The sequence below is a fragment of the Phaeodactylibacter sp. genome (assembly GCF_040219495.1).
Classification (GTDB): Bacteria; Bacteroidota; Bacteroidia; order Chitinophagales; family Saprospiraceae; genus Phaeodactylibacter.
Map to the genome: position 1 here is coordinate 27,822 of NZ_JAVJSK010000122.1, position 21,535 is coordinate 49,356.

Annotated in this window: 18 protein-coding genes; 16 read left to right on the forward strand and 2 right to left on the reverse strand. The window is 48.6% G+C overall.

Features of this window, described 5'->3' with window-relative positions:
- Positions 1–53 precede the first annotated feature (53 nt).
- From rpsH to rplQ, 15 genes are all read left to right on the forward strand, one after another.
- Entirely contained in the window at positions 54–461 is a 408-nt protein-coding gene (rpsH, locus tag RIC19_RS19480; RefSeq protein WP_350180034.1) for a 30S ribosomal protein S8, read from the forward strand.
- Positions 462–503: 42 nt separating this feature from the next.
- A complete protein-coding gene (rplF, locus tag RIC19_RS19485) occupies positions 504–1,058 on the forward strand; it encodes a 50S ribosomal protein L6 (RefSeq protein ID WP_350180035.1) in 555 nt (184 codons plus the stop codon).
- A gap of 86 nt (positions 1,059–1,144) precedes the next feature.
- Positions 1,145–1,498 carry a 50S ribosomal protein L18 gene (gene rplR / locus RIC19_RS19490; RefSeq protein WP_350180036.1) on the forward strand — a complete coding sequence of 118 codons (354 nt, stop codon included), beginning with the start codon at positions 1,145–1,147 and terminating at the stop codon, positions 1,496–1,498.
- A gap of 21 nt (positions 1,499–1,519) precedes the next feature.
- A complete protein-coding gene (rpsE, locus tag RIC19_RS19495) occupies positions 1,520–2,038 on the forward strand; it encodes a 30S ribosomal protein S5 (RefSeq protein WP_350180037.1) in 519 nt (172 codons plus the stop codon).
- Positions 2,039–2,104: 66 nt separating this feature from the next.
- Positions 2,105–2,287 (forward strand): 50S ribosomal protein L30, encoded by a 183-nt coding sequence (rpmD, locus tag RIC19_RS19500; protein WP_350180038.1) that lies wholly within the window; start codon positions 2,105–2,107, stop codon positions 2,285–2,287.
- A gap of 92 nt (positions 2,288–2,379) precedes the next feature.
- Positions 2,380–2,829 carry a 50S ribosomal protein L15 gene (gene rplO / locus RIC19_RS19505; protein WP_350180039.1) on the forward strand — a complete coding sequence of 150 codons (450 nt, stop codon included), beginning with the start codon at positions 2,380–2,382 and terminating at the stop codon, positions 2,827–2,829.
- Between the two features lie 125 nt (positions 2,830–2,954).
- Positions 2,955–4,328, forward strand: coding sequence for a preprotein translocase subunit SecY (gene secY / locus RIC19_RS19510; protein WP_350180040.1), 1,374 nt, complete (start codon positions 2,955–2,957; stop codon positions 4,326–4,328).
- Between the two features lie 215 nt (positions 4,329–4,543).
- On the forward strand, positions 4,544–5,365 hold the full coding sequence (gene map, locus RIC19_RS19515) for a type I methionyl aminopeptidase (protein ID WP_350180041.1): 822 nt from the start codon (positions 4,544–4,546) through the stop codon (positions 5,363–5,365).
- 113 nt (positions 5,366–5,478) lie between these two features.
- Positions 5,479–5,697 carry a translation initiation factor IF-1 gene (gene infA, locus RIC19_RS19520; protein ID WP_350180042.1) on the forward strand — a complete coding sequence of 73 codons (219 nt, stop codon included), beginning with the start codon at positions 5,479–5,481 and terminating at the stop codon, positions 5,695–5,697.
- Between the two features lie 43 nt (positions 5,698–5,740).
- Positions 5,741–5,857, forward strand: a complete 117-nt coding sequence (gene ykgO / locus RIC19_RS19525) for a type B 50S ribosomal protein L36 (protein ID WP_044221860.1) — start codon at positions 5,741–5,743, stop codon at positions 5,855–5,857.
- A gap of 50 nt (positions 5,858–5,907) precedes the next feature.
- On the forward strand, positions 5,908–6,285 hold the full coding sequence (gene rpsM, locus RIC19_RS19530) for a 30S ribosomal protein S13 (RefSeq protein WP_350180043.1): 378 nt from the start codon (positions 5,908–5,910) through the stop codon (positions 6,283–6,285).
- Between the two features lie 82 nt (positions 6,286–6,367).
- A complete protein-coding gene (rpsK, locus tag RIC19_RS19535; protein WP_350180044.1) occupies positions 6,368–6,772 on the forward strand; it encodes a 30S ribosomal protein S11 in 405 nt (134 codons plus the stop codon).
- A gap of 23 nt (positions 6,773–6,795) precedes the next feature.
- Complete coding sequence (rpsD, locus tag RIC19_RS19540; RefSeq protein ID WP_350180045.1) at positions 6,796–7,407, forward strand: 30S ribosomal protein S4; 612 nt, start codon at positions 6,796–6,798, stop codon at positions 7,405–7,407.
- A gap of 161 nt (positions 7,408–7,568) precedes the next feature.
- Positions 7,569–8,567 (forward strand): DNA-directed RNA polymerase subunit alpha, encoded by a 999-nt coding sequence (locus RIC19_RS19545; RefSeq protein ID WP_350180046.1) that lies wholly within the window; start codon positions 7,569–7,571, stop codon positions 8,565–8,567.
- Between the two features lie 153 nt (positions 8,568–8,720).
- Positions 8,721–9,227 (forward strand): 50S ribosomal protein L17, encoded by a 507-nt coding sequence (rplQ, locus tag RIC19_RS19550; protein ID WP_350180047.1) that lies wholly within the window; start codon positions 8,721–8,723, stop codon positions 9,225–9,227.
- A gap of 211 nt (positions 9,228–9,438) precedes the next feature.
- On the opposite strand, the gene RIC19_RS19555 is transcribed toward rplQ, so the two are convergent.
- Complete coding sequence (locus tag RIC19_RS19555) at positions 9,439–10,389, reverse strand: DUF3078 domain-containing protein (RefSeq protein ID WP_350180048.1); 951 nt, start codon at positions 10,387–10,389, stop codon at positions 9,439–9,441.
- A gap of 126 nt (positions 10,390–10,515) precedes the next feature.
- Positions 10,516–14,475 carry an ATP-binding protein gene (locus RIC19_RS19560; protein ID WP_350180049.1) on the reverse strand — a complete coding sequence of 1,320 codons (3,960 nt, stop codon included), beginning with the start codon at positions 14,473–14,475 and terminating at the stop codon, positions 10,516–10,518.
- An 811-nt stretch (positions 14,476–15,286) separates the two neighbouring features.
- Here RIC19_RS19560 and RIC19_RS19565 point away from each other — a divergent pair.
- On the forward strand, positions 15,287–21,535 hold a 6,249-nt coding region (locus tag RIC19_RS19565; protein WP_350180050.1), incomplete at its 3' end, for an SdrD B-like domain-containing protein.

Sequence of the window (21,535 nt, forward strand, 5' to 3'; positions counted from 1 at the left end):
CTGCAAGCCTGAAAAGTATTTAGGGTTTTGACGGCTTCTATAATCAGGATAAAATGGCAGTATCAGATCCAATAGCAGACTACCTTACGCGTATCCGCAATGCACAGCAGGCGGGCCACCGTATCGTTGATATCCCTGCATCTAAGCTGAAGAAGAGCATTACTGAAATCCTTTACAATCAGGGTTTTATCCACAAGTACAAGTTTGAGGAAGAAGGTTTCCACGGACAAGGTACTATCCGTATAGCTCTTAAGTATGATCCACGTACCAAGCAGCCGGTCATCCGCAAGCTCGGGCGTATCAGTACTTGTGGTCTGCGTAAGTATTCGAAAGCAGCCGATCTCCCACGTATCATCAACGGACTGGGTGTTGCAATCATTTCTACCTCTAAGGGCGTTATGACGGATAAGCAGGCCCGCACTGAGCATGTTGGTGGAGAGGTGCTCTGCTACGTTTACTAAGCCACTTTCATCGTTGTTTGAAAGTTCCAAAATACAGTAAAAATGTCAAGGATAGGAAAAGCACCGATCAGTTTGCCAGGTGGCGTTGAAATTAACGTGAGCAAAGGTAATCTGGTAACGGTAAAAGGACCTAAAGGTGAGTTGATTCAGCAGATCGATCCGGAAATGGAAATCTCTGTTGAGGATGGTACCATCACTGTCAAGCGCCCAACTGAGCAAAAGCGTCACCGTGCCATGCACGGCCTGAGTCGCTCACTGGTTGCCAATATGGTAACTGGTGTAACGGATGGTTTTGTGAAGGAATTGGAGCTGGTAGGTGTAGGTTATCGTGCAGCGAATACCGGGCAGCTGCTAGAGCTGACTATCGGCTATTCTCACCCTATTATGTTTGCACTTCCGGACGAGGTGAAGGTCACCACTGCAATGGAGAAGGGTAAGGCACCGGTAGTACGCCTGGAGTCGCACGATAAGCAGCTGCTGGGTGAAGTCGCCAACAAAATCCGTTCTTACCGTAAGCCTGAGCCTTACAAAGGCAAGGGTATCCGTTTCGCAGGCGAAGAGGTTCGCCGTAAGGCTGGTAAGTCTGCAAGCAAGTAATTGAACACTCGTTCACTGTTTATCATATATTGGGTCTTGGGTTTGGAAACTTTATCCTTACACTAAGGCTAAAAATTAAGTGAATCATGCAATTTTCAAAGCGTAATCGACGCAAGCGGATCCACTGGCGTATCCGGAACAAAGTTACCGGTACGGCAGAAAGACCACGTCTTAACATTTATCGTAGCAATAAGTATATCTACGCTCAGCTCGTTGATGACATTCAGGGGCACACGCTGGCTTCAGCAAGCTCCCGTGAAGAATCCGTTTCTAAGGAGGTCAAGAAGTCAGAGCAGTCTAAAGAGGTAGGTAAGCTTTTGGCAGAACGTGCGAAGGCAGTTAATGTCGAAAGAGCCGTATTTGATCGTGGCGGTTACCTGTACCATGGCCGCGTAAAAGCGCTTGCTGAAGGCGCACGCGAAGGTGGTCTGCATTTATAATCATCTACAACAACATAAGTAATGGCAAAGAGAAGTTCCAACAGGGTTAAGCCCGCTGAAACCGAACTGAAAGAAAAACTGGTCAACCTTAACCGCGTTGCAAAAGTAACCAAAGGTGGTCGTACCTTCAGTTTTGCCGCTATCGTTGTCGTAGGCGATGGTAACGGTACAGTTGGTCATGGTCTGGGTAAAGCCCGTGACGTTTCCGAGGCGATTTCTAAGGCAGTTGATGACGCGAAGAAGAACCTCGTTAAGGTACCGCTGCACAACGGTACAATCCCTCACGAGCAGAAGGGCAAGTATGGCGCAGGTCGCGTACTGATTAAGCCTGCTGCTGACGGTACCGGTGTAATTGCCGGTGGTGCGATGCGTGCAGTATTGGAGATTGCTGGTGTACACAACGTACTGGCGAAGTCTATGGGCTCTCCTAACCCACACAACGTGGTAAAGGCGACCATCGATGCACTCAATAAGTTGCGCAGCCCAATGGCAGTAGCCAAGCAGCGTAATATCTCAATGGAAAAACTATTCAACGGATAATCATCCGCATCTGCCTGCAGGCCCTGCAAACGGGCCCTGCCGAAAGCAGAAAAAAAAGCTGAAGTAATGAGTAAGATCAAGATCACTCAGGTAAAAAGTGTAATTGACCGCTCCAAAAGGCAAAAAGCAACGATGCAGGCGCTGGGATTGAAAAAAATCCGCCAAAGCGTCGTTGTTGAGCAAACTCCTCAGATTAAGGGGATGGTGAGCAAGATTAGTCACTTAGTCACGGTCGAGCCTGCGGACTAAACATTTTTTAAGCTTAAGGAAAAAGTTTGTAAAGCCCGTTATAGCGGATATCTTTGCAAATCATTCTTTAAAAGGATTAAACGATAATCGTAATGGAACTACATAGCTTAAAGCCTGCCGAAGGTGCAGTAAAAAAGCGCAAGAGAATTGCAAGAGGCATAGGTTCTGGGCATGGCCGTACCGCTACCCGCGGGCACAAAGGCGCTAAATCTCGTTCCGGCTTCAAGAATAAGCGCAACTTCGAAGGTGGCCAGATGCCGCTCCAAATGCGTTTGCCTAAGATTGGCTTCAATAACCACAACCGCAAGGAGTATGTTGCTGTAAACTTGGATACGCTTCAGGCTATGGCTGATAAGTATGGCGTGGAGAAGTTTGATCTGGAAACCATGGTAAAGCTTGGTGCGGTAAACAAACCTGATTTGGTCAAAGTACTGGGTAATGGCGAACTTAAAGGTAAGTTCGAAGTAGTTGCTCACGCTTTCTCTAAGTCGGCTAAAGCCGCTATTGAAGCAACTGGTGGCACTGCTACTGTAGCTGAGTAAGCTTATTGTGCCGTATTATACGGTGCTTTATTTTTGGGGGCAACAATAAAAATCGCTCCCTGAGGTTTTGAGAAGAGCCGAATAGCTGCTCTTCTATGTGGTAGACAGGCTATAAAATTACGCAGATGAAAAAGCTAATCACTACTTTACAGAATATCTGGAAAATCAAAGAGTTGCGCAACCGCATCCTCTTTACCTTAGGTATGCTCTTTGTTTTCCGCTTCGGCTCCTATATCGTGCTGCCAGGTGTTATTCCGGATGTGTTAGATAGCGCTACACAGAATAACAACTCGCCAAATGACCTGCTCGGGCTGATCAACGTCTTTACTGGCGGCGCTTTCAACAACGCCGCTATTTTTGCGCTAGGCATCATGCCTTACATCACAGCTTCGATTATTATACAGCTGTTGGGTTTCGCAGTGCCTTATTTCCAGCGCCTTCAGCAAAAAGAGGGAGAGTCCGGCCGTAAGAAGCTGAATCAGATTACCCGACTGCTTACTGTAGCGATTACTCTGGTTCAGGGTGGGGGCTATCTGACTTACATCAACAGTCTTGGAGCCGTTGACCCTACCATTCCACTTGGCGTTTTCTGGATCTCCAATATCATCATCCTTTCCACGGGTACAGTATTCTCCATGTGGTTGGGTGAGCGGATTACAGATCGCGGAATTGGAAACGGTATCTCACTCCTCATTACAATTGGTATCATTGCCACATTGCCTCAGGCCCTGATTTTCGAATTCCAATCTCAACTGGAGAACAATGGCCTGATCATCTTTGTGCTTGAAATGGCTGCCTTGTTCGGAATCGTAATGGCAACTGTACTGATCGTGCAGGGTGTCCGCCGTATCCCGATTCAGTTTGCTAAGCGCATGGTGGGCCGTGGGTCCAATCAGATGCCTGCACAGGGTGCCCGTGACTACATTCCACTGAAGGTGAATGCTTCCGGTGTGATGCCGATTATCTTCGCACAGGCCCTGATGTTCCTGCCAGCTACGGTTGCGCAGTTCTTTGCCGGCGAAGGTAGCGATCTGGCAACAAGCCCCATTCTTCGGGCATTGAACGACTTTACTTCCGCACCATATAATATCATCTATTTTGTCCTTGTGGTACTGTTTACTTATGTATACACTGCACTGTTGGTTAACCCGCAGCAATATGCAGAGTACCTCAAGCGTCAGAATGCCTTTATTCCTGGGATTAAGCCAGGTAAGCCAACGGCTGATTTTATCGATGCGGTAACGACCCGTATCACACTGCCCGGCTCTATTTTCCTGGGGCTTATCTCTATTTTGCCTGCATTTGCAGCAGGATTCGGTGTCAACATCGCATTTGCTATGTTCTTCGGCGGTACTTCTCTGCTGATCCTCGTAGCGGTGGTGCTCGATACGCTGCAGCAAATTGAGAGCCACTTGCTGATGCGCCGTTATGACGGACTCGTGAAGTCTGGTAAAATTCAGGGACGTAGCCGGATGCAGGGCATCGGTGCTAATATGTAAGGCAAGACCTTTAAAAGTCTGCCGGTCCCTACCGTTAAGGGAAAGAATTGAAGAAGATTATATGTTCCGTACCGCTGCAGAGCCCAATGTGCCCTGTAGCGGTATGGTGCTAAAAGGAATGTAGTTTTTTTCCATTCACAGAGCATGTATAAAGTGCCTGGAGAGACAACCTGGAGAGTAACAGGGCATTCCTAAAAAAAGCAAGATCTAGCTAGATGGTTTTTTATAAAACAGATGAAGAGATTGAACTGCTAAAGGAGAGCAACCGTATTGTTTGTATGGCGCTTGCGAACGTTGGCAGTATGCTTCGCCCCGGTATGACCGGTGCTGAAATTGATAAAGCAGCTGAGGAGTTGATCCGGGACCACGGTGGGGTACCCTCATTCAAAGGTTATCAGGGATTCCCCGGCAGCCTTTGCGTATCTGTAAACGAGCAGGTCGTACACGGCATACCTACTAAGGAGCAAGTTTTCAAAGATGGAGATATTGTTTCTGTAGACTGTGGCGTGCATTTGAATGGCTTTCATGGCGACTCGGCTTATACTTTTCCAATCGGTGAAGTAGACGAAGCCGTTATGGAGCTTTGCCGGGTAACCAATACCTCACTTTACAAAGGTATTGATGCTGCTGTCATTGGCAATCGTATTGGAGATATCGGCTTTGCAGTGCAACAGTATGCGGAGAGAGAACATGGTTACGGTATTGTCCGGGAATTAGTCGGGCATGGTATCGGTCGGGAGCTTCACGAAGCGCCTGAAGTGCCCAACTACGGCAAACGTGGCCGGGGCCCGGTCCTGAAACATGGTCTGGTCATCGCTATTGAACCAATGGTAAACCTTGGGCGCAAAGAAGTCCGCACCGAACGGGATGGTTGGACGATCTACGCTAAAGACCGCAAACCATCCGCACACTACGAACATTCCATCGTGGTGCTGAAGTCAGGCCCGCAACCGCTGTCTGATCACAGCATCATAGAAGAAGCGGTAGAGCGTAACCCCAATGTTCAATATGTGGGGGTGATCTCTGAAGCCATATAGCCTGCTGGGCACAGTTTGCTGATATCGGTGTTAAGGGATGATTTTGATTTTTTGTGGCTATATCCATGAAAGTCAGATAAAAATGATTATCTTTGCACACCGAAATTTAGAGTATGTCTAAGAAAAACTTAATCAAGCAAGACGGTATTATTGAGGAAGCTTTGTCGAACGCTATGTTTCGGGTAAGGCTGGAAAACGACCACGAGATTGTTGCGACAATTTCCGGTAAAATGCGTATGAATTATATCCGTATTCTTCCAGGTGATAAGGTGGCTGTAGAGATGTCGCCCTATGACTTGACACGCGGACGGATTACGTATCGTTACAAGTAATGCTATCTTGCATATTACTTTTCTAAACAGAAAAACGACCATTATGAAAGTTAGAGCATCTGTTAAGAAACGCTCCGCCGATTGTAAGATCGTTCGCCGTAAAGGCAAGATCTACATTATCAACAAGAAGAATCCTAAGTTCAAGCAGCGTCAAGGCTAGTAACTCAGCCCGCTGATCTGCATTAACTGAATCAATTTAAATAGCGTAAAATGGCTCGTATTGTAGGTGTCGATTTGCCTCGTAACAAGCGCGGTGTCATTAGCCTGACTTATATCTATGGAATAGGCCGCTCCAAAGCGGTTAAAATTCTTGATCAGGCAGGTATCGATGAGCACGTAAAGGTAGAAGATTGGACTGATGAAAATGTCCGTTCTATTACGGATATTCTCACCAACGAACACACCGTTGAAGGTGAATTGCGTTCTGAGGTACAATCCAACATCAAGCGTTTGATGGATATTGGTTGCTACCGTGGTTTGCGCCACCGTAAAGGCTTGCCTCTTCGTGGGCAGCGTACACAGACCAATGCCCGTACCCGTAAGGGTAAGCGTAAGACTGTCGCGAACAAGAAGAAGGTAACTAAGTAATCATTTTCGTCAAGGCACATGATGGCTGCTCCGTGCAGCAGTTCATCCGCTGTAGATACGAAACCTTGTAAATTAATTTCCAATGGCAAAGGGAAAAGGAAAAGGAGCCGCAAAGAAGACTAAGAAGCGGACTATAAAAGTAGAGTCTGAAGGGATGGCTTATATTCAGGCTACCTTCAACAATATTATCATCTCATTGACCAACAAGCGTGGTCAGGTGATCTCCTGGGCTTCTGCTGGTAAGGCAGGCTTCCGCGGTTCCAAGAAAAATACACCTTATGCTGCGCAGGTTGCAGCGGCTGATGCTTCTCGCACTGCTTATGATGCAGGGCTCCGTTCAGTAGAAGTATTCGTTAAGGGACCAGGTTCGGGCCGTGAGGCTGCGATCCGGGCAATTGATGTGGCAGGTATCAAAGTAACGCGTATCAAAGACGTTACTCCTGTTCCTCACAACGGTTGTCGTCCTCCTAAGCGCAGAAGGGTTTAATCAATTGAAAATAGTTTATTCTGATGGCGAGATATACTGGTCCAAAGACAAAAAAAGCAAGAGCGTTCGGTGAGCCGATCTTCGGTGCCGATAAATCATTCGAGCGTAAGAAATATCCTCCCGGGCAGCACGGTAACGGTCGTCGGCGCAAGCAGAAGTCCGACTACGCCCTGCAGCTGATGGAAAAGCAAAAAGCAAAGTACACTTACGGAGTACTGGAGCGTCAGTTCCGTAATCTCTTTGAAAGAGCCAGCAGTGGTTCAGGTGTTACCGGTGAAGAGCTGCTCCGCTTACTGGAGTCTCGCTTGGACAATACGGTTTTCCGTCTTGGCCTTGCTCCAACACGCCGCGCTGCACGTCAGCTTGTTACCCACCGCCATGTTATGGTGAATGGTGTAATCACTAACATCCCATCCTGTTCACTTCGCCCCGGTGATGTCATTGGTGTCCGTGGTAAGTCGCAGGGTATGGAGATCGTTAGAGATGCGGTTGCTACAAAAGGTGACACCCGCAGATTCCCATGGCTGGAGTTCAACCCTGATACCATGCAAGGCAAATTCCTGGAGTATCCAGAGCGCGAGCAGATTCCGGAAAAACTCAACGAGCAGTTGATTGTAGAACTGTACTCTAAGTAATATCCTGTTGCAAATGGACAGCTACTGTGCTGTTTCAGCGCAATAACATATACGAAAAAGCTAAAAAGTGCCTTCCGTTAGGAGGGTGCTTTTTAGGCGTAGATAGGTAACTGTTTCTGCACCTGTTTTATTCTTCCACTTAAAGAACCAAGGTCAAATATATGAGTATCCTAAATTTCCAGAAGCCGGACAAGATTGTAATGCAAAAAGCCAACGACTTTGAAGGGCTTTTTGAATTCAAACCACTTGAACCGGGCTTTGGCCAAACCGTAGGTAACTCCCTGCGGCGTGTGCTGTTGTCTTCCCTGGAAGGCTTTGCGATTTCTGCCGTCCGTATTGCGGGCGTTGAGCACGAGTTTGCTACAATCCGTGGTGTCGTTGAAGACGTGGTGGAAATCATCCTCAACCTCAAGCAGGTTCGCTTGAAGCAATTGCTGAGCGAGGAGGAAATTGCCTCTGAGAAAGTATACCTGACTATTAGCGGTAAGGAAGAATTCCGGGCCGGGGATATCGAGGAGCATACCAATGTCTTCAAAATCATGAACCCGGACCTCCTGATCTGTCAGATGGAGCCTTTCGTTAACCTGGAAGTGGAACTTACCGTTAGCAAAGGCCGCGGTTATGTGGCGGCGGATGAAAACCTGCCTAAGGATGCACCAATAGGTGTAATTCCTGTGGATGCCATCTACACGCCCATCAAAAACGTTGCTTACCGTGTGGAAAATACGCGTGTAGGACAGCGGACAGACTACGAAAAACTGTCTATCGATGTCAAGACAGACGGCACTATTCATCCGGAAGATGCCATCAAAGAGGCTTCCCGTATCCTCATTCAGCACCTTATGCTGATTACCGATGAGAACATCACCTTTGATGATGCTTCTACCCGTGAAGAAAATATCGTCGACGAGCACATCTTACACATGCGTAAGTTGCTGAAGACTTCCCTGGAAGATCTTGACCTGTCTGTGCGGGCTTACAACTGCCTGAAGGCGGCTAAGATCAACACACTGGCTGAGCTGGTGAAGTACGATACGCACGAGCTGCTCAAGTTCCGTAACTTTGGTAAGAAGTCTCTGGTAGAGATCGAAGAATTGCTGCAGGACAAAGGCTTGACCTTCGGCATGGACCTCTCCAAGTACAAGCTCGACGAAGAGTAATAAGGATTCAACAGGTGGTGTAGTGCCCTTACCGGCACTGCTCCTCATTTTTTATAACCCTGTGATTACTGCTTTTCCAAGCGGACCGACCTGTGGTCTATGCCTGAAATGGCTCCCGAAAAGTAGGTGTCACGATGTAAATCAATCTCTACAATGAGACACGGTAAGAAATTCAACCATCTCGGCCGCAAGGAAGGGCACCGTAAAGCCCTTATGCGCAACCTCGCTTCTGCTATCATTGAGCACAAGCGTATCAACACGACGCTGGCCAAAGCTAAAGCGCTTCGTGTATATCTTGAGCCCCTCGTGACCAAGGCACGGAAAGGGAGTGCTCACGATCGTCGCGTCGTGTTCAGCTATTTGCAAAACAAAACAGCAGTTACGGAGCTTTTCGGTCCAATCGCTGAGAAAGTCGGAGAACGCCCGGGTGGCTACCTTCGTATTATCAAGACAGGCTTCCGCCGCAGTGATGCCGCTGAAATGGCTATGATCGAGTTTGTTGACTACAACGAAGTATACACTGTGGGCAAAAGCGAAGGTGGTGGCCGTCGCCGCCGTCGTCGTGGTGGCTCCGGAAAAGGCAAAGGTGCTGAAACTGCAGCCGCAGCGGCTACTGCAGCAGCTGCAACATCTGCAGCGGCTACTGAGGAGGAAGAGTAATTACCCTCCCGGTCCATTTACATCTTTAATGAAAATCAGGAAAGGCAGGTCTCGGAAGAGGCTTGCCTTTTCTGATTTATGGAGGTCATACTTATGGAACCAAGAAGTGGGTGGAATGATGGAAGTCCGGTTTTGTACAACTGGGGCAAAAAAAAACGCCAGGTGCAAAAACTTGCACCTGGCGTTGCTCTTTACCTGTTAGGGACAGCGTTTAATTGGAGCTAATCGCATAGCTCAAGCCAAGGATCCAGTAGGTCTGTAAAGGGTTGTCAGTCCGTCCGGCAGCCAGTGCCTCCTGCTTGTTATTGCGCAGGCCAATATCCAGCCCGATACCAATACCTTTATAGGCAGTGCTCAAAGTGTTTACCCAGGTGTAATTAGAATAGTCCTGGTTCTCATAGCTCAGGAAAGCAGATAAGTTGGACTTCCAGTTCAGGCCCTTGACAATCGTCTTGGTATAGTCGGCTACAATTTTAGCACCGAGGGAAGACTGAAAGTCGAATTCCTCATCAGAAAACACAAAATTGTAGTTCAGAGGATGAGCAACAACGACGAGGTCTGTGACGGGCGTCCAGGTGGCACCCACGCCAAGATCCAGATAGCCCGGATTGTTCAGTTTGCCTTCTAATATGGAAGTCCGGTATTCCCCCAGGGTCGAAATAGCAAATTTTGGCGATAGTTTGAAGCCATAGAGGGAAACCAGGTTGAAGTTATCTGAAGCTACCTGAAAGTTAGCATTATCCTCGGAATTATCCCGATCGTCAAACTTGAGCCAGCCCAGGGTCAGGTTGGCACTGTTGCGCCAGAAAGCATGTTCCCAGTCGCCGTTGATAAAAGCAGTGGAGGTCAGGCCAATATTGACGGCAGAAGTACTGGGCTGGTCTTTTGGGAGCCAATCGTTAAAGGTACTGAAGTTTAAACCGATATTACCGAGCAGGCCCTTTTTCCAACGAGGATAAGGAGTGAGCTGATCTGTGAGGCCCGATACATCGGATTCCAGCTTGCTGACCTGCTTTTCGAGTGCTTTCAGGTCTTTCTTCAGGGAGTCGAGTGTTGCGCTTTTGACCGCTTTTTCAGCTTGCAGTTCTTCGGTTGTTTGCGCGTTCACGCCAGTTGTTGCAAAAAGCAAAGCCGCCAGCGTGAGCAATAACATTTTTTCCATCAGGTGTTTGTTTAAGTGAGTGGAATATTACAAAATTAGGAAAGCAAAGGCTTCCAAACCAGTGCATGCCGATAAAGTAGACGTTAAGTCTCCGAATAGTAACACCTGTTTCCGCCCGGCAGGGGGTTAGTCTTTAAAAAAGTGGGAAGGAGGCTGCCCAAAACGTTTTGTAAATACTCTGGAAAAGTAATTGGGGTACGCATAGCCTAAGCGATAAGCGATCTCTGAAACAGTAGAATAGGCCCCTTCGCTAATGAGCTGCCTGGCTTTTTGCAAGCGCACTTCATTGATGTATTCCAGTGGCGTAAGGCCGGTTAGCTGCTTTATTTGCCGCTGAAGCTGCCGCTCACTCGTGTGTAACTCCTGGGCGAGGTCTTTGATTTTCATCTCCATGCCTTTGTCTACCATTTCCCACAGTACCTGTTCAACTTGACCGAGCCACTCTTTTTCGTGTTGTTTAGACTCTTTATCTTTTAAGGGTACCCCCGTAGCTTCTTCTTGCTCCTGCGAAACCGTCTGTACCTTCAGGCGGGCAGCTGAATTTTTTAGCAGTGTGCTGGCAATCGCTCTTAGTTCTTCCACATTGAACGGCTTTTGCACATAGTCGTCCACACCAATATGTAGGACCTTGATTTTGAACAAGGGGTCGTTTTTGGCACTAATAACAAGAATAGGGACCAGCTGGAGTTGCTTGTCGGCTTTCAGCTTTTTTATGAAAGTGATACCGTCTACTTTTGGCATCATAAGGTCGGTAATGACCAGTGCCGGTACTCTCCCTGAATGCCTCAGGTGATCCAGAGCTTCCTGGCCATTGCTCGCAGTTGCCAATTCATACTGGTGCTGGAAAACAAGGATGAGCAGTGCCTGCACCTCCGGGTTGTCTTCAACGATTAAAATGTAGGGCTTTTCTTTTTCAGCGTCCACTAGGCGAGAGGCGGCGGCCACGTAGCTGTTCTCTGGCTGAGTGGCTGCGGTTGCCGTTATATCGGTGGTAGCAGGATGGAACGGAAGGTAAAGCCTGATCAGGGTGCCTGCCCCGGAGCTGCTTTCCAGTTGGACTTCACCATCCATAGCAGCCACATAGTCTTTCACGATAGCAAGGCCAATGCCCATGCCTCCCGCCGTTGAATCTGCCTGAAAAAAGCGTTCGAAGATTCGGGGCTGCAATGCCTCCGGAATTCCCGGCCCGGTATCTTTTACCTCTATACCGATGCCCGGCCTGTTCTGACTTGGCGCTACCGAACAGGTAATAGACCCGCCTTTAGGGGTGAATTTGAAGGCATTGGAGAGCAGGTTGTGGAGGATATATTCCACTTTGATTGGGTCTGCCAGGTAGGATGGAGCTAGCCGTTCATCCAGGTGCATTTGGTAGTCGATCTGTTGGATAACGGCGCTGTCTTCATAGCTGAGGTGTATAGTTTGTAGTAGTTTTTTCAGGTCGGTGGGCACGATTTGTAATTTCAGTAACCCTTTTTCTTCCTTATTAACGTCTACCAATTGAGTGATAAGGTGTATAAGCCTTTTGTTGTTGTGCTCTATGGTTCTTAGACCACTTTCCGGTTTGGGGTGCTGCCCACTCCTCAGGAGCTGCAGAGCCCCCGAAGACATCGTTAGAGGCGTTCTGAGTTCATGAGCTATATTCGTGATCAGCGTAGTCTTGATCTGGCTCATTTTTTGTAAGGCAACCGCTTGTTGTTGAATTTTTTGAGTGCGTTTTTGGACTTCCTTTTGTAGCTCAAGGCGTTCTCTGCGCAGGCGCTGAGTCCGCCACCGGAAGAATAGAAAAGAAGACAATACCAAAGCAGCAACCGAAGTCAGGATGAACCACGCAGTCTGGTAGAATGGCGGCGGTACGTTGATGCTTAACCGGTATACGGAAGACGAATAAGCTTCTTTACCCTTTCGGCCTCTTACCTCAAGGGTGAATTGCCCTGGCGGTATGCTCGAAAGCTCCAGCGTGGAACGCTGCATGGGGACCCATTGATTGCTTTGCCCGATTAAACGGTAATCGAAATGTTCCATCTCTTTGGAGCTGTAATCCAAAAGCACGAACTGTATGTTGAGCTGTCTGCCTGAAGGGCGCAGGCGCACGGATGATACCTCTAAAGGGATAGATTGCAGTTGGTTGTCTGGTTTTATTTTTTCAATGCTTGTGGGTTGTACTTTTGCGGTATTTTCAATACCCTCCGGGATTCGCAGCGGGTCAAATTTAATAATGCCTGCTACGGTGCCGAATACAAGCGTACCATCGTCCATTTGATGGTGGGAATATAGATTGAACTCGTTATTCGGAAGCCCATCTGCAGTTGTGAAGGTATAAAGCTGTTGTCTGTCCGGGTGAAACCGAATTAAGCCATAATTGGTCGGCATCCAGAGAAAGCCCTTCTGATCGGCATAAACAGCCAGTATTTGTTCGTCAGAGAACCCCTTCTGGTAATTGTATTGATCTGCTGTACCCGAGGCATCAGGTTGCCAATGGTACAGCCCCTGGCCAAATGTAGCGAGCCAGAAGCTACCGTCTGGCGATTCATAAAGGTGGTTAAGCGCTGTTTGGCCGGTAACGAACTGGTAGCTCAGGCAGGTATCGGCCTCTTCGTCATAAAGAAAGAGACCTGAAGTCGTACAAAGCCAAAGCCCTGCTTGGTTTTCATGGATATACCGGATTTCAGCCTCGTCAGCCGGTGTTTTTGTGGTAACCTTAGCAAGCGTGTCTGCGGTAGCTGACTTATGTAAAAGCCCTCTGGTGGAGCCAACGAATAACTCGCCGCTATGGCTGGACCGGTGTGTCCAGGTCGTGGCGTCCAGTGGTTTCTGCTGGGAGTATTCAAATGTAGTAAGCTTTTGGTCCTTGAGGTTGATCTGGGTAATTCTTGGTGAGAAATGGCTACACCAAAGTTTCCCATCTTCATACCGCAAGTGTAAGCAAGTAGGGATGTCTTTATTTTCGACCGTTACCATTGTATCATACTTGAAAAGCCAGTTTTCAATGAAGTACAGTACACCGTGCGGATCGGAAGTAAACCCTCTGGGATCAATGACACTATCTTGGAAACTGTAAAAGGGTTCGAACCATCTGAGCTTCAACTGTATAAGGATGACCCCATCTGCGGATGCAATCCAGGCCTGCTGTTGCTCGTGATCTACCCTGAGTTCCTGAAATACAGAGGCGGATAAATTCACCGCTGAAGAGGTCACCTTTTCGTAACGGGCAGCGGGCTTACCAGGGGCAGGAGCATAAACGGCTATCTCATTTGAGGTGACTATCCACAATAACTGCTTTGGAGTATAGGCCACTGCCAAAGGCATCTCTGCAAGTTTCGGTATATTGATAGTGGGTTCGCCTGGCAAATTATAAAACTGAATCCGGGTGGTACTGTCTTTTGTATCGCATTGATATCTACAGGGCTGATGATTAAGAAGGGGGAGTGACCGGATCTGTGGTTGTCTTTCTTTTCTATCGGGTAAGTCAATCGCCAGGCATTTTTCCTTTGTAGTGAGTAACAACGTCTGGCCAACGGTATAAAAATCAGTACATCTTGTATCAAGCTGAACTTGGCACAGCTCGTGGTAAGACTGACCATCAAAGGTGAGAATCCGCCCATCGCTGAGTAGAAAAACAATGTCATTTTCATCCGTTCCGGCAATAGCCTCCAGGGAGGCTTGCCGGAACGGCAAGCCGGTTTGGTTTAAAATACTGTCGGTAGATAATAGCTTTTGTTGTGCGCTGCTCCAAACCGCAAATCCGTCGTCATTGTATGGCTGATTGGATAATATCGGGTACCCTTTCCGGATCACCCAAATAGATTGCCCGGGCCCCTCGTAAGCCCGCCCTGCTCTGAATAAATTCTCACCCAATTTTGTAATGACCGGTTGAGCACGCTTGCCATCATACATAAACAAGCCCCCATTTGTAGATATCCAAACAAACCCCTGCTTATCTTCCCGGGTGTGGTGCACATATAGATTCGTTAACCCGTCCTCGCCTTTAACCGACTTAATCAGCAAATCATAGTCAGACCAGATTTGAGCAGGTAAGAACACAGGGAGCCCCAGCAGTATGTATAGTATTTTTTGATATTTGTGCAATGTAAGGAACGCTTGGTTTGGTAAATTGGGTCTTCTACTGCCTCTAAAGTAACAAGATGGTGGGGGACTTTGTGCTTAATCTCAGAATTACGGATCATTTTAGAGCGTGTTGGGACTTTTGTCTTTTAGTCGAAAACTAACCATTTTTTGGTTATACGAGGCACGAAAACCGGAGTTTAGCCTGAGCTAGATAGCCTGTCCCGCAGTTTGCGGGAAGGATTTTCGAGACGAAGTGTAAGCAAAAAAGTGTCCCGGTGCATCGGGACAGACCGATTACTAAAGCTCCAACACGCTCTCAAAAGCAAATTGTCGGGTTTGTATACTATGTTGTCGGGTTTGTATCCACCACACTGTCTAACTTTGTATTCACACTTCTGAACAACACGATCTTGTTTTGGCGGTAATCTCATTTTTGGGAAAAGACGTCTGTATGACGTGCCCGACCCGAAAAAGGTGGTCTTTCCGAAAAGCTCCCGGGCTATTGATAAGTTTCAATACTAGGATTGCTGTCATTTCAAAGCTTATACATTTTGGGTTAATCAACAGCGCGCTGCATTGTAGTGCGTAGACGCTTTCAGAAAACTACACTAAATTTTTATTGCCCCCTGTATGATCCTACCGATCATCAAATGGGGTGTTATTGGCATGATTTTTGGTATATTCTTTTATATGTCCTTGTTAAATGAAGATACCAATCAGGTTTACAATCGGATACCCCTTCCCTGATCAGGAGGGAATTTCTATGTTTCGACCTAGTTACACCAGCAGAAGTTGAACTTTGCTGAAAAAAATTGCACAAATCATAGCAATCATGAAAACACTTCTAACATTATTCGCAGCAATTGCCCTGCTTGCCACCACTCTTTTAGCGCTTAGTCCAGACCTTATTTCTTTTGTTTCTTCTGAGCGTGCAGTACAAAAAAATACTGCTTCTCATCAGGAAAGTGAGAACCTTAGCATGCCCAATGGGCTGATTTTGGATATTGGTATTTTGGTGAGCGATGAGACCCCCGAAACAGGAGTCGCCTTCACGTACACCATTACCTACGCGACCCAAAGCCTGGTGGAAGATGCGGACAACCCCGTTATCGATATACCTCTGCCTAACGGTATTGAGGTACTTAGCTTTTTTGGCAATACCGAAGTCTTAAGTACCGAAATTGTAGATGTCATGGGGACCCCTACTTTTCGCATAAATATGAAAAATCCGCTGGAAGCAGGAGCTTCAGGGATATTGACGTTAGAACTAATTATTCCTCCGGGCCAGGTATGTGATGGTACCGTCATTCCGGCTTCGGTGACCTTCTCAGCTGACGACGCTGACAATAGCCCGGTCAATGACGAGGTGCCTATTACGGTAAGTGCACCGAATGAGGAATGGAATGTGAATGTGAATGCCGTGACTATTGGTGTGCCAGGGGCCACTTCATTGTTTCAGGTGGCAATCAGCCCTTCCATGATGACAGGCTTTATCGCGTTGGATAATGCCACGCTCACAGCAGAGATTCCGATTAGTACTAATGTGGTTAATTGCTCCGGCTGTATGCAGTCTGGTACTACCCTGACTTGGGACGTGAGCAATGCCTCGGGGACAACTTCCTTTCCCTTAGTGTTGGAATTCCTCGCTCCTCCTTATGACTTTAGTGATAATTTTTCTATTGATGCAGAACTGAATGGGACAACCATCTCCGATTGCCCGGTTGATGTCGATGATACCGATACCTTCAATGGTAGTTTGCCGTCTCCTAATCCGCTCATACAGTGCGGTGTAAGCATGAGTACCTTTGAAATTGAGGAAGAGGGGGTTTATGTTGCTAACGCGAATGTGACCGGTAACGTGGAAGTAGACAATTTCACAGCTAGTATTACTATTCCAAAGGAAATAGACATAACGAATATCGCGCCTTCCACTTATTTATTCGCGGGTATTCCGGTAACAGTTACCTACGAAACCAACCTTGGAGGCCCAAATACGCTGGGTACTTTCAACACCACCCTGGATGGCTCTTCCGGTGGCTTTGCTCCGCCCGCACTTGGAGGAGGAGAATTCCTGACAAACCTGACTTTCGAGTACGGGACGGTTCCTCCCGCGTTTGGCCCCATCGGAGGGATCGAAATCGCTTACGAGGTACTGTCTATTGATCAGGAGGGCAACGCTGTAGCAGGAGCGAACCCCAGGATCACTAACCCAACCTATGTATCTTGCCCCAATATGGTCTACACCTGCATTGTACCACAGGTGGAAGTCACCGCAGACTACGAGGGCAACCCCTTACCGAGCGATGTATGTGACGATGGCACCAACGTTGCTCGTATCCCTCCCGTTGGACCGGGGTCGCCCAGTAAGTCTTCTTCCGGCAACGTCTTTTTTGTCGGGCAGGAAGTCACTTATACGCTTTCTTTTAATGTTTGTGGCCCTGACCCCCTAGTGAATGGCTTGGTAACAGACAATTTGCCCGCCGGCCTCACCCTGGTGCCCGGCTCCGTGGCTTATAGCTCTAATATCACAGATATAGGAACGCCTGCGTTTAACGAAATGGCTAATACGCTTACCTGGGATTTCACCGGTATTGATCTGCCAGGCTCTGATGTTATGAGTGGTGACGACTGTGGTGAGACTTATACCTTACAGTATACCGTGGAGGTCACAGAGGTCGCAGATGGCCCTGGAAGCTCTACACTCAATAATACCTTTAACATAGATGGCGATGATGTGGATATCTCTCCTGAAGCACCACTGCCCGGGGGCGGTGACAACATCACCATCCCCCCAATGGGTCCTACTGATCTAACAAAAGCCTCACTGGACGGCACCATCGGTGACCCGCAAGATACCATTACCTTCCGGTTGCGCTTCCGTAATCAGGGGCCACTTGATGTGAATAATGTTGTTGTTGTTGATGCGCTCCCTGTAGGGCTGGATTTGGTGCCGGGTACCATCCAATATGGTGGGGGGCTTTCTCCTGCTGATAATAATGGCATGGAATACGACAGCGGTAACCGTACCCTCACCTTCGAATGGGACACCCTGAGCGGTGCAGCCCCTGGTAGCCGTTATTCTGAATTTTATGAGATCACTTATGATGTAACCATTCCACAAGGATTCCCTCCGGGCCCACTGCAAAACTGCTTTACCGTTACGGGTACCGGAGGTGATATCCGAACCGACTTGCCACTTCAGGCTTGTGAAACATTTACCGTTAATGCTTTGGTGCAAACCACCTCACGGAAAGGGGTCCGAGGAGACTGTGATACCGATTTCATTTTCTTTAACCCCAATGGCCCCAACCCCACACTAGATAACCTTAATGGTATCGGCCAGACCTTCCAGGGCGGTATCGCAGATTGGAAACTGATTATTCAGAATACGGGTAATGTAGCAGTAAAAGACATTAGCATCATTGACATTCTGCCCTATATCGGGGACAGAGCGATCTCCTTTCCAGCTGACCGCGAGAGTGAATGGCGAACCAATTTTGTAGAAATTGTATCTGTACCGATGAATGCAACAGTACAATATTCTATAGAGCTTAACCCTTGCCGGGGCGGATTTAGCCCACCATTTGAGCCCAGTGGCTGTACTGGCCCGTTCTGGAGCACTACTCCGCCTGTAGACATTACGGAAACGCAGGCCCTAAAGTTCTTCCTGCCTGACCCGCTGGGGCCCGGAGCCTCTGTGGAAATAGAGTTTAGAACACAGTCACCTGTTGAAGCACCGGTTGATGCAATCGCCTGGAATTCCCTGGCTTATCAGGGGCGGCGTACAGATACACCTGGCGAAGAGTTTTTCCTCATCGCAGAGCCTAATAAGGTCGGCATCGTTATTAAGCCTGACACCGTTTCGGTTGGCAACTATGTCTGGTCTGATGATAACGGGGATGGTTTGCAAAATGAAGACTCGGGCCTTGGCATCAATGGAGTCGAAGTAAGCCTCTATCGCCTGGTGGGAACTAAAGATGCCACCCCGGGCAGTGGCGATGACGTTTTTATTGGAACAAAACTGACGGCTGATGACCATTTTGAACAGCCTGGATACTACTTGTTCCCTAACCTGAGCGCTGGGCAGTATTATGCTGTTTTTGATGAAACGACCTTCCCTCTAGGACTGGTCCCTCCTGTTAATATGCCAACTCTCCTTAATGTTGGTGGTGACGATTCGATTGACAGCGATGCCGATCAGACTACCATGTTTATGACGGACGTGACACCATTACTGACACAGGTGGGACAGAATATTGACACAACCCTGGACTTAGGCTTGTCCGCAACAGACTGTGAGCTTTTCCCAGAGGTAATGGTGATCTGTGATAACCGCAATACAGCTCAGGTCAATGACGACCGCTATACCTGGACACTTTTGGTCAATAAGGAAATATCTGATATGCAAGATAACAGCGGCACCTTTACCCTACAGGTGATGAATGCTGCTGGAGAAGAAATTGACATCGTACCTAACTTGAACTATGGTGTAGAACACCCTGTAGGCGATGAATTCGGGCCGTTCCCAATATCCGGTGGCGACCTGATGTTTGAAGTCAAAGATGATATTGATCTCAGCTGCGAAGCCTTTGGTACGGTGGAAGCGCCCGCGACCCTCAACCTTGCGAATATCAATGCCACAGCGTGCTCAGATGATGGCATGGGCAATCTGACCTACGACCTGACCGGAACGGTGGAAATTGGCGGTGCACCCACAGGGACCGGAACACGCCTTGAGGTGTTCTTTATGGACAATGGAACGCCGCAAAGTCAAATTTTTGACCCCATTGCGGAAGATGGCACTTACAACTTCACTTTCAACGGACTAATCTGCAACGGCGAGTCTTTTGATATCGAAGCCCGCTTCATTAACCCTATGGGCGATATGATCGATGGTACCTGCGCCGGTGAGCGCCGCTTCAATGAACCTTGCTACCTGGAGATTACCGATATCCAAATTGAAGACAACTGCCGGGACGATGGCACCTACACCGTCAACGTTATCGGTACCTACTATAACGGTACGGGTAATATGAATATTAGTATTTCCGGCAACTCCGCATTTGACCCGGCTACTCAAACGCTAAACCTGCCCAACCGGGCGGATGGGGTAGCGCAGACCCTGGCATCCTTCACGAAAACCTGCGATGGGCAATTACACGAAGTGACTGCTTCCTTCAACAACAGCTGCATGGATATGAGCAGCTTCGAAGGCCCGCGCGACCGGGACTTCGGAGATGTGCCGGATACCTACGGTACGACACTGGGTCAGAATGGCGCTTTCCATATCATTCATGACGACCTGTTCCTGGGAGATTGCGTTGACTCCGAGTTGGATGGTTCGCCTGAGGCACAAGCAGGCGTGGACGGTACGCCTTCCGCTGGTGCCGGAACAGGAGGTGACGATGGCAGCGGGGTGGAAACCGAAATGGGCGAAGCCTCTTTCAGTGAGTGTGTCAACGATGACGAAGACGGCATCCGTTTCATTACTCCAATGGTGCCGGGCAACGAAGCCTGCGTGGAAGTTACCGCAACCAATAATACCGGCAGCCTTGCCGCGCTGCAGATGTGGGTCGACTTTGACGGCAACGGCAGCTTTAGCAGCGGCGAAGAAGTAGCCTTTACCGAGCCAATTGTTGGAACTGGAACGAATACCACAAACTACTGTTTTGATGTGCCCGCTTCCGCTACCTTCCCCAACCTGGAAACCTTCGTACGCGTTCGGCTGAGTTCGGCTGGGGGCTTAAGTGCTACCGGCCCCGCCAATGACGGGGAGGTGGAAGACTACTACCTGGCTTTCGCCAAAATCGGTGACTTTGTCTGGGAAGATCTCAACTACGATGGTATTCAGGATACCGGAGAGCCGGGTATTGCAGGTGCCGAAGTGAGTATCTCTGGTATAGACCTGAATAGCAATCCATTCACGGCAAGTACGACCACCACCGGTTCAGGCATGTATATGTTCTCCGGCCTGTTCCCTGGCGATTACATGCTCAACTTTACAACACCTAACGAACTGGTACCTACCACACAGGGCGCAGGTGGCGATGATACCCTCGATAGCGACGCCGATGCGGGTACCGGCAATACCATCACTTATACTTTAAATGCCGGAGACAACAACCCGGACGTGGATGCAGGCTTCTTTATTCCGGCTATTGATATTCAAACGGAAGAGGTTTGCGTAGATGGCTACATCAACGTCAACTACGAGATTTCTCCTATTGGCTTTACGCCCGGAACCGGGGTTACCGTCACTTGGGTAGATCCGGATGTTGATACCGTAGTCAGCGTACTAATGAATCAGCCACTGTCTGGTACCCTGCTTTGGCCAGGCACCATTCTGGATAACAGTACTCCTGTTGACTGGCCGGGCTGGGAGCTGGTTGATGGTGTTTGGGAGCTGGTCGATGATGGACTGCGGCCTTCGCTTCGCCTCCGCTTTGAGGCAGAGGTTTTAGACTCTACTGTTGTGACTTACCCATCGGTTACACCGCAGTGTGACCCTAACCCACCTCTCGGTGAGCTGGGCGACTACGTTTGGGAAGACCTCAATGGCAACGGTATTCAGGAAATGGGCGAGCCGCCGGTAGCAAACGTAACCGTGAACCTGCTGACAGAAAACGGCGACCTGATCGAGACCACTATGACGGATGCAAATGGCTTGTACCTGTTTGACAGCCTCGGCCCTGCTAACTTTATCGTAGAGTTCATTACTCCTGGTGGCTACGAAATCACCCCTGCTGATAATGCGGGCATGGATGACACGGTAGACAGCGACGCCGGCGATGACGGGCAGACTGACATCATTACACTGGGTAGCGGTGAAACAAACTACACCATTGATGCAGGCATCTATCTGCCCGCCAGCTTAGGCAGTACCGTATGGGAAGACACCAATGGTAATGGACAGTTAGATGGTGGCGAAGTGGGAGTACCGAATGTAACGGTTTCCCTGTTCACTTGCGTAAATGGCGTGCAGGGAGCCCCCTATACAGGGTCTGGCGCCGTTATGATGACCGACGCGAATGGCCAATTTAATTTCACGGGCTTGCCCCCGGGCAGTTATACGGTAGTCTTT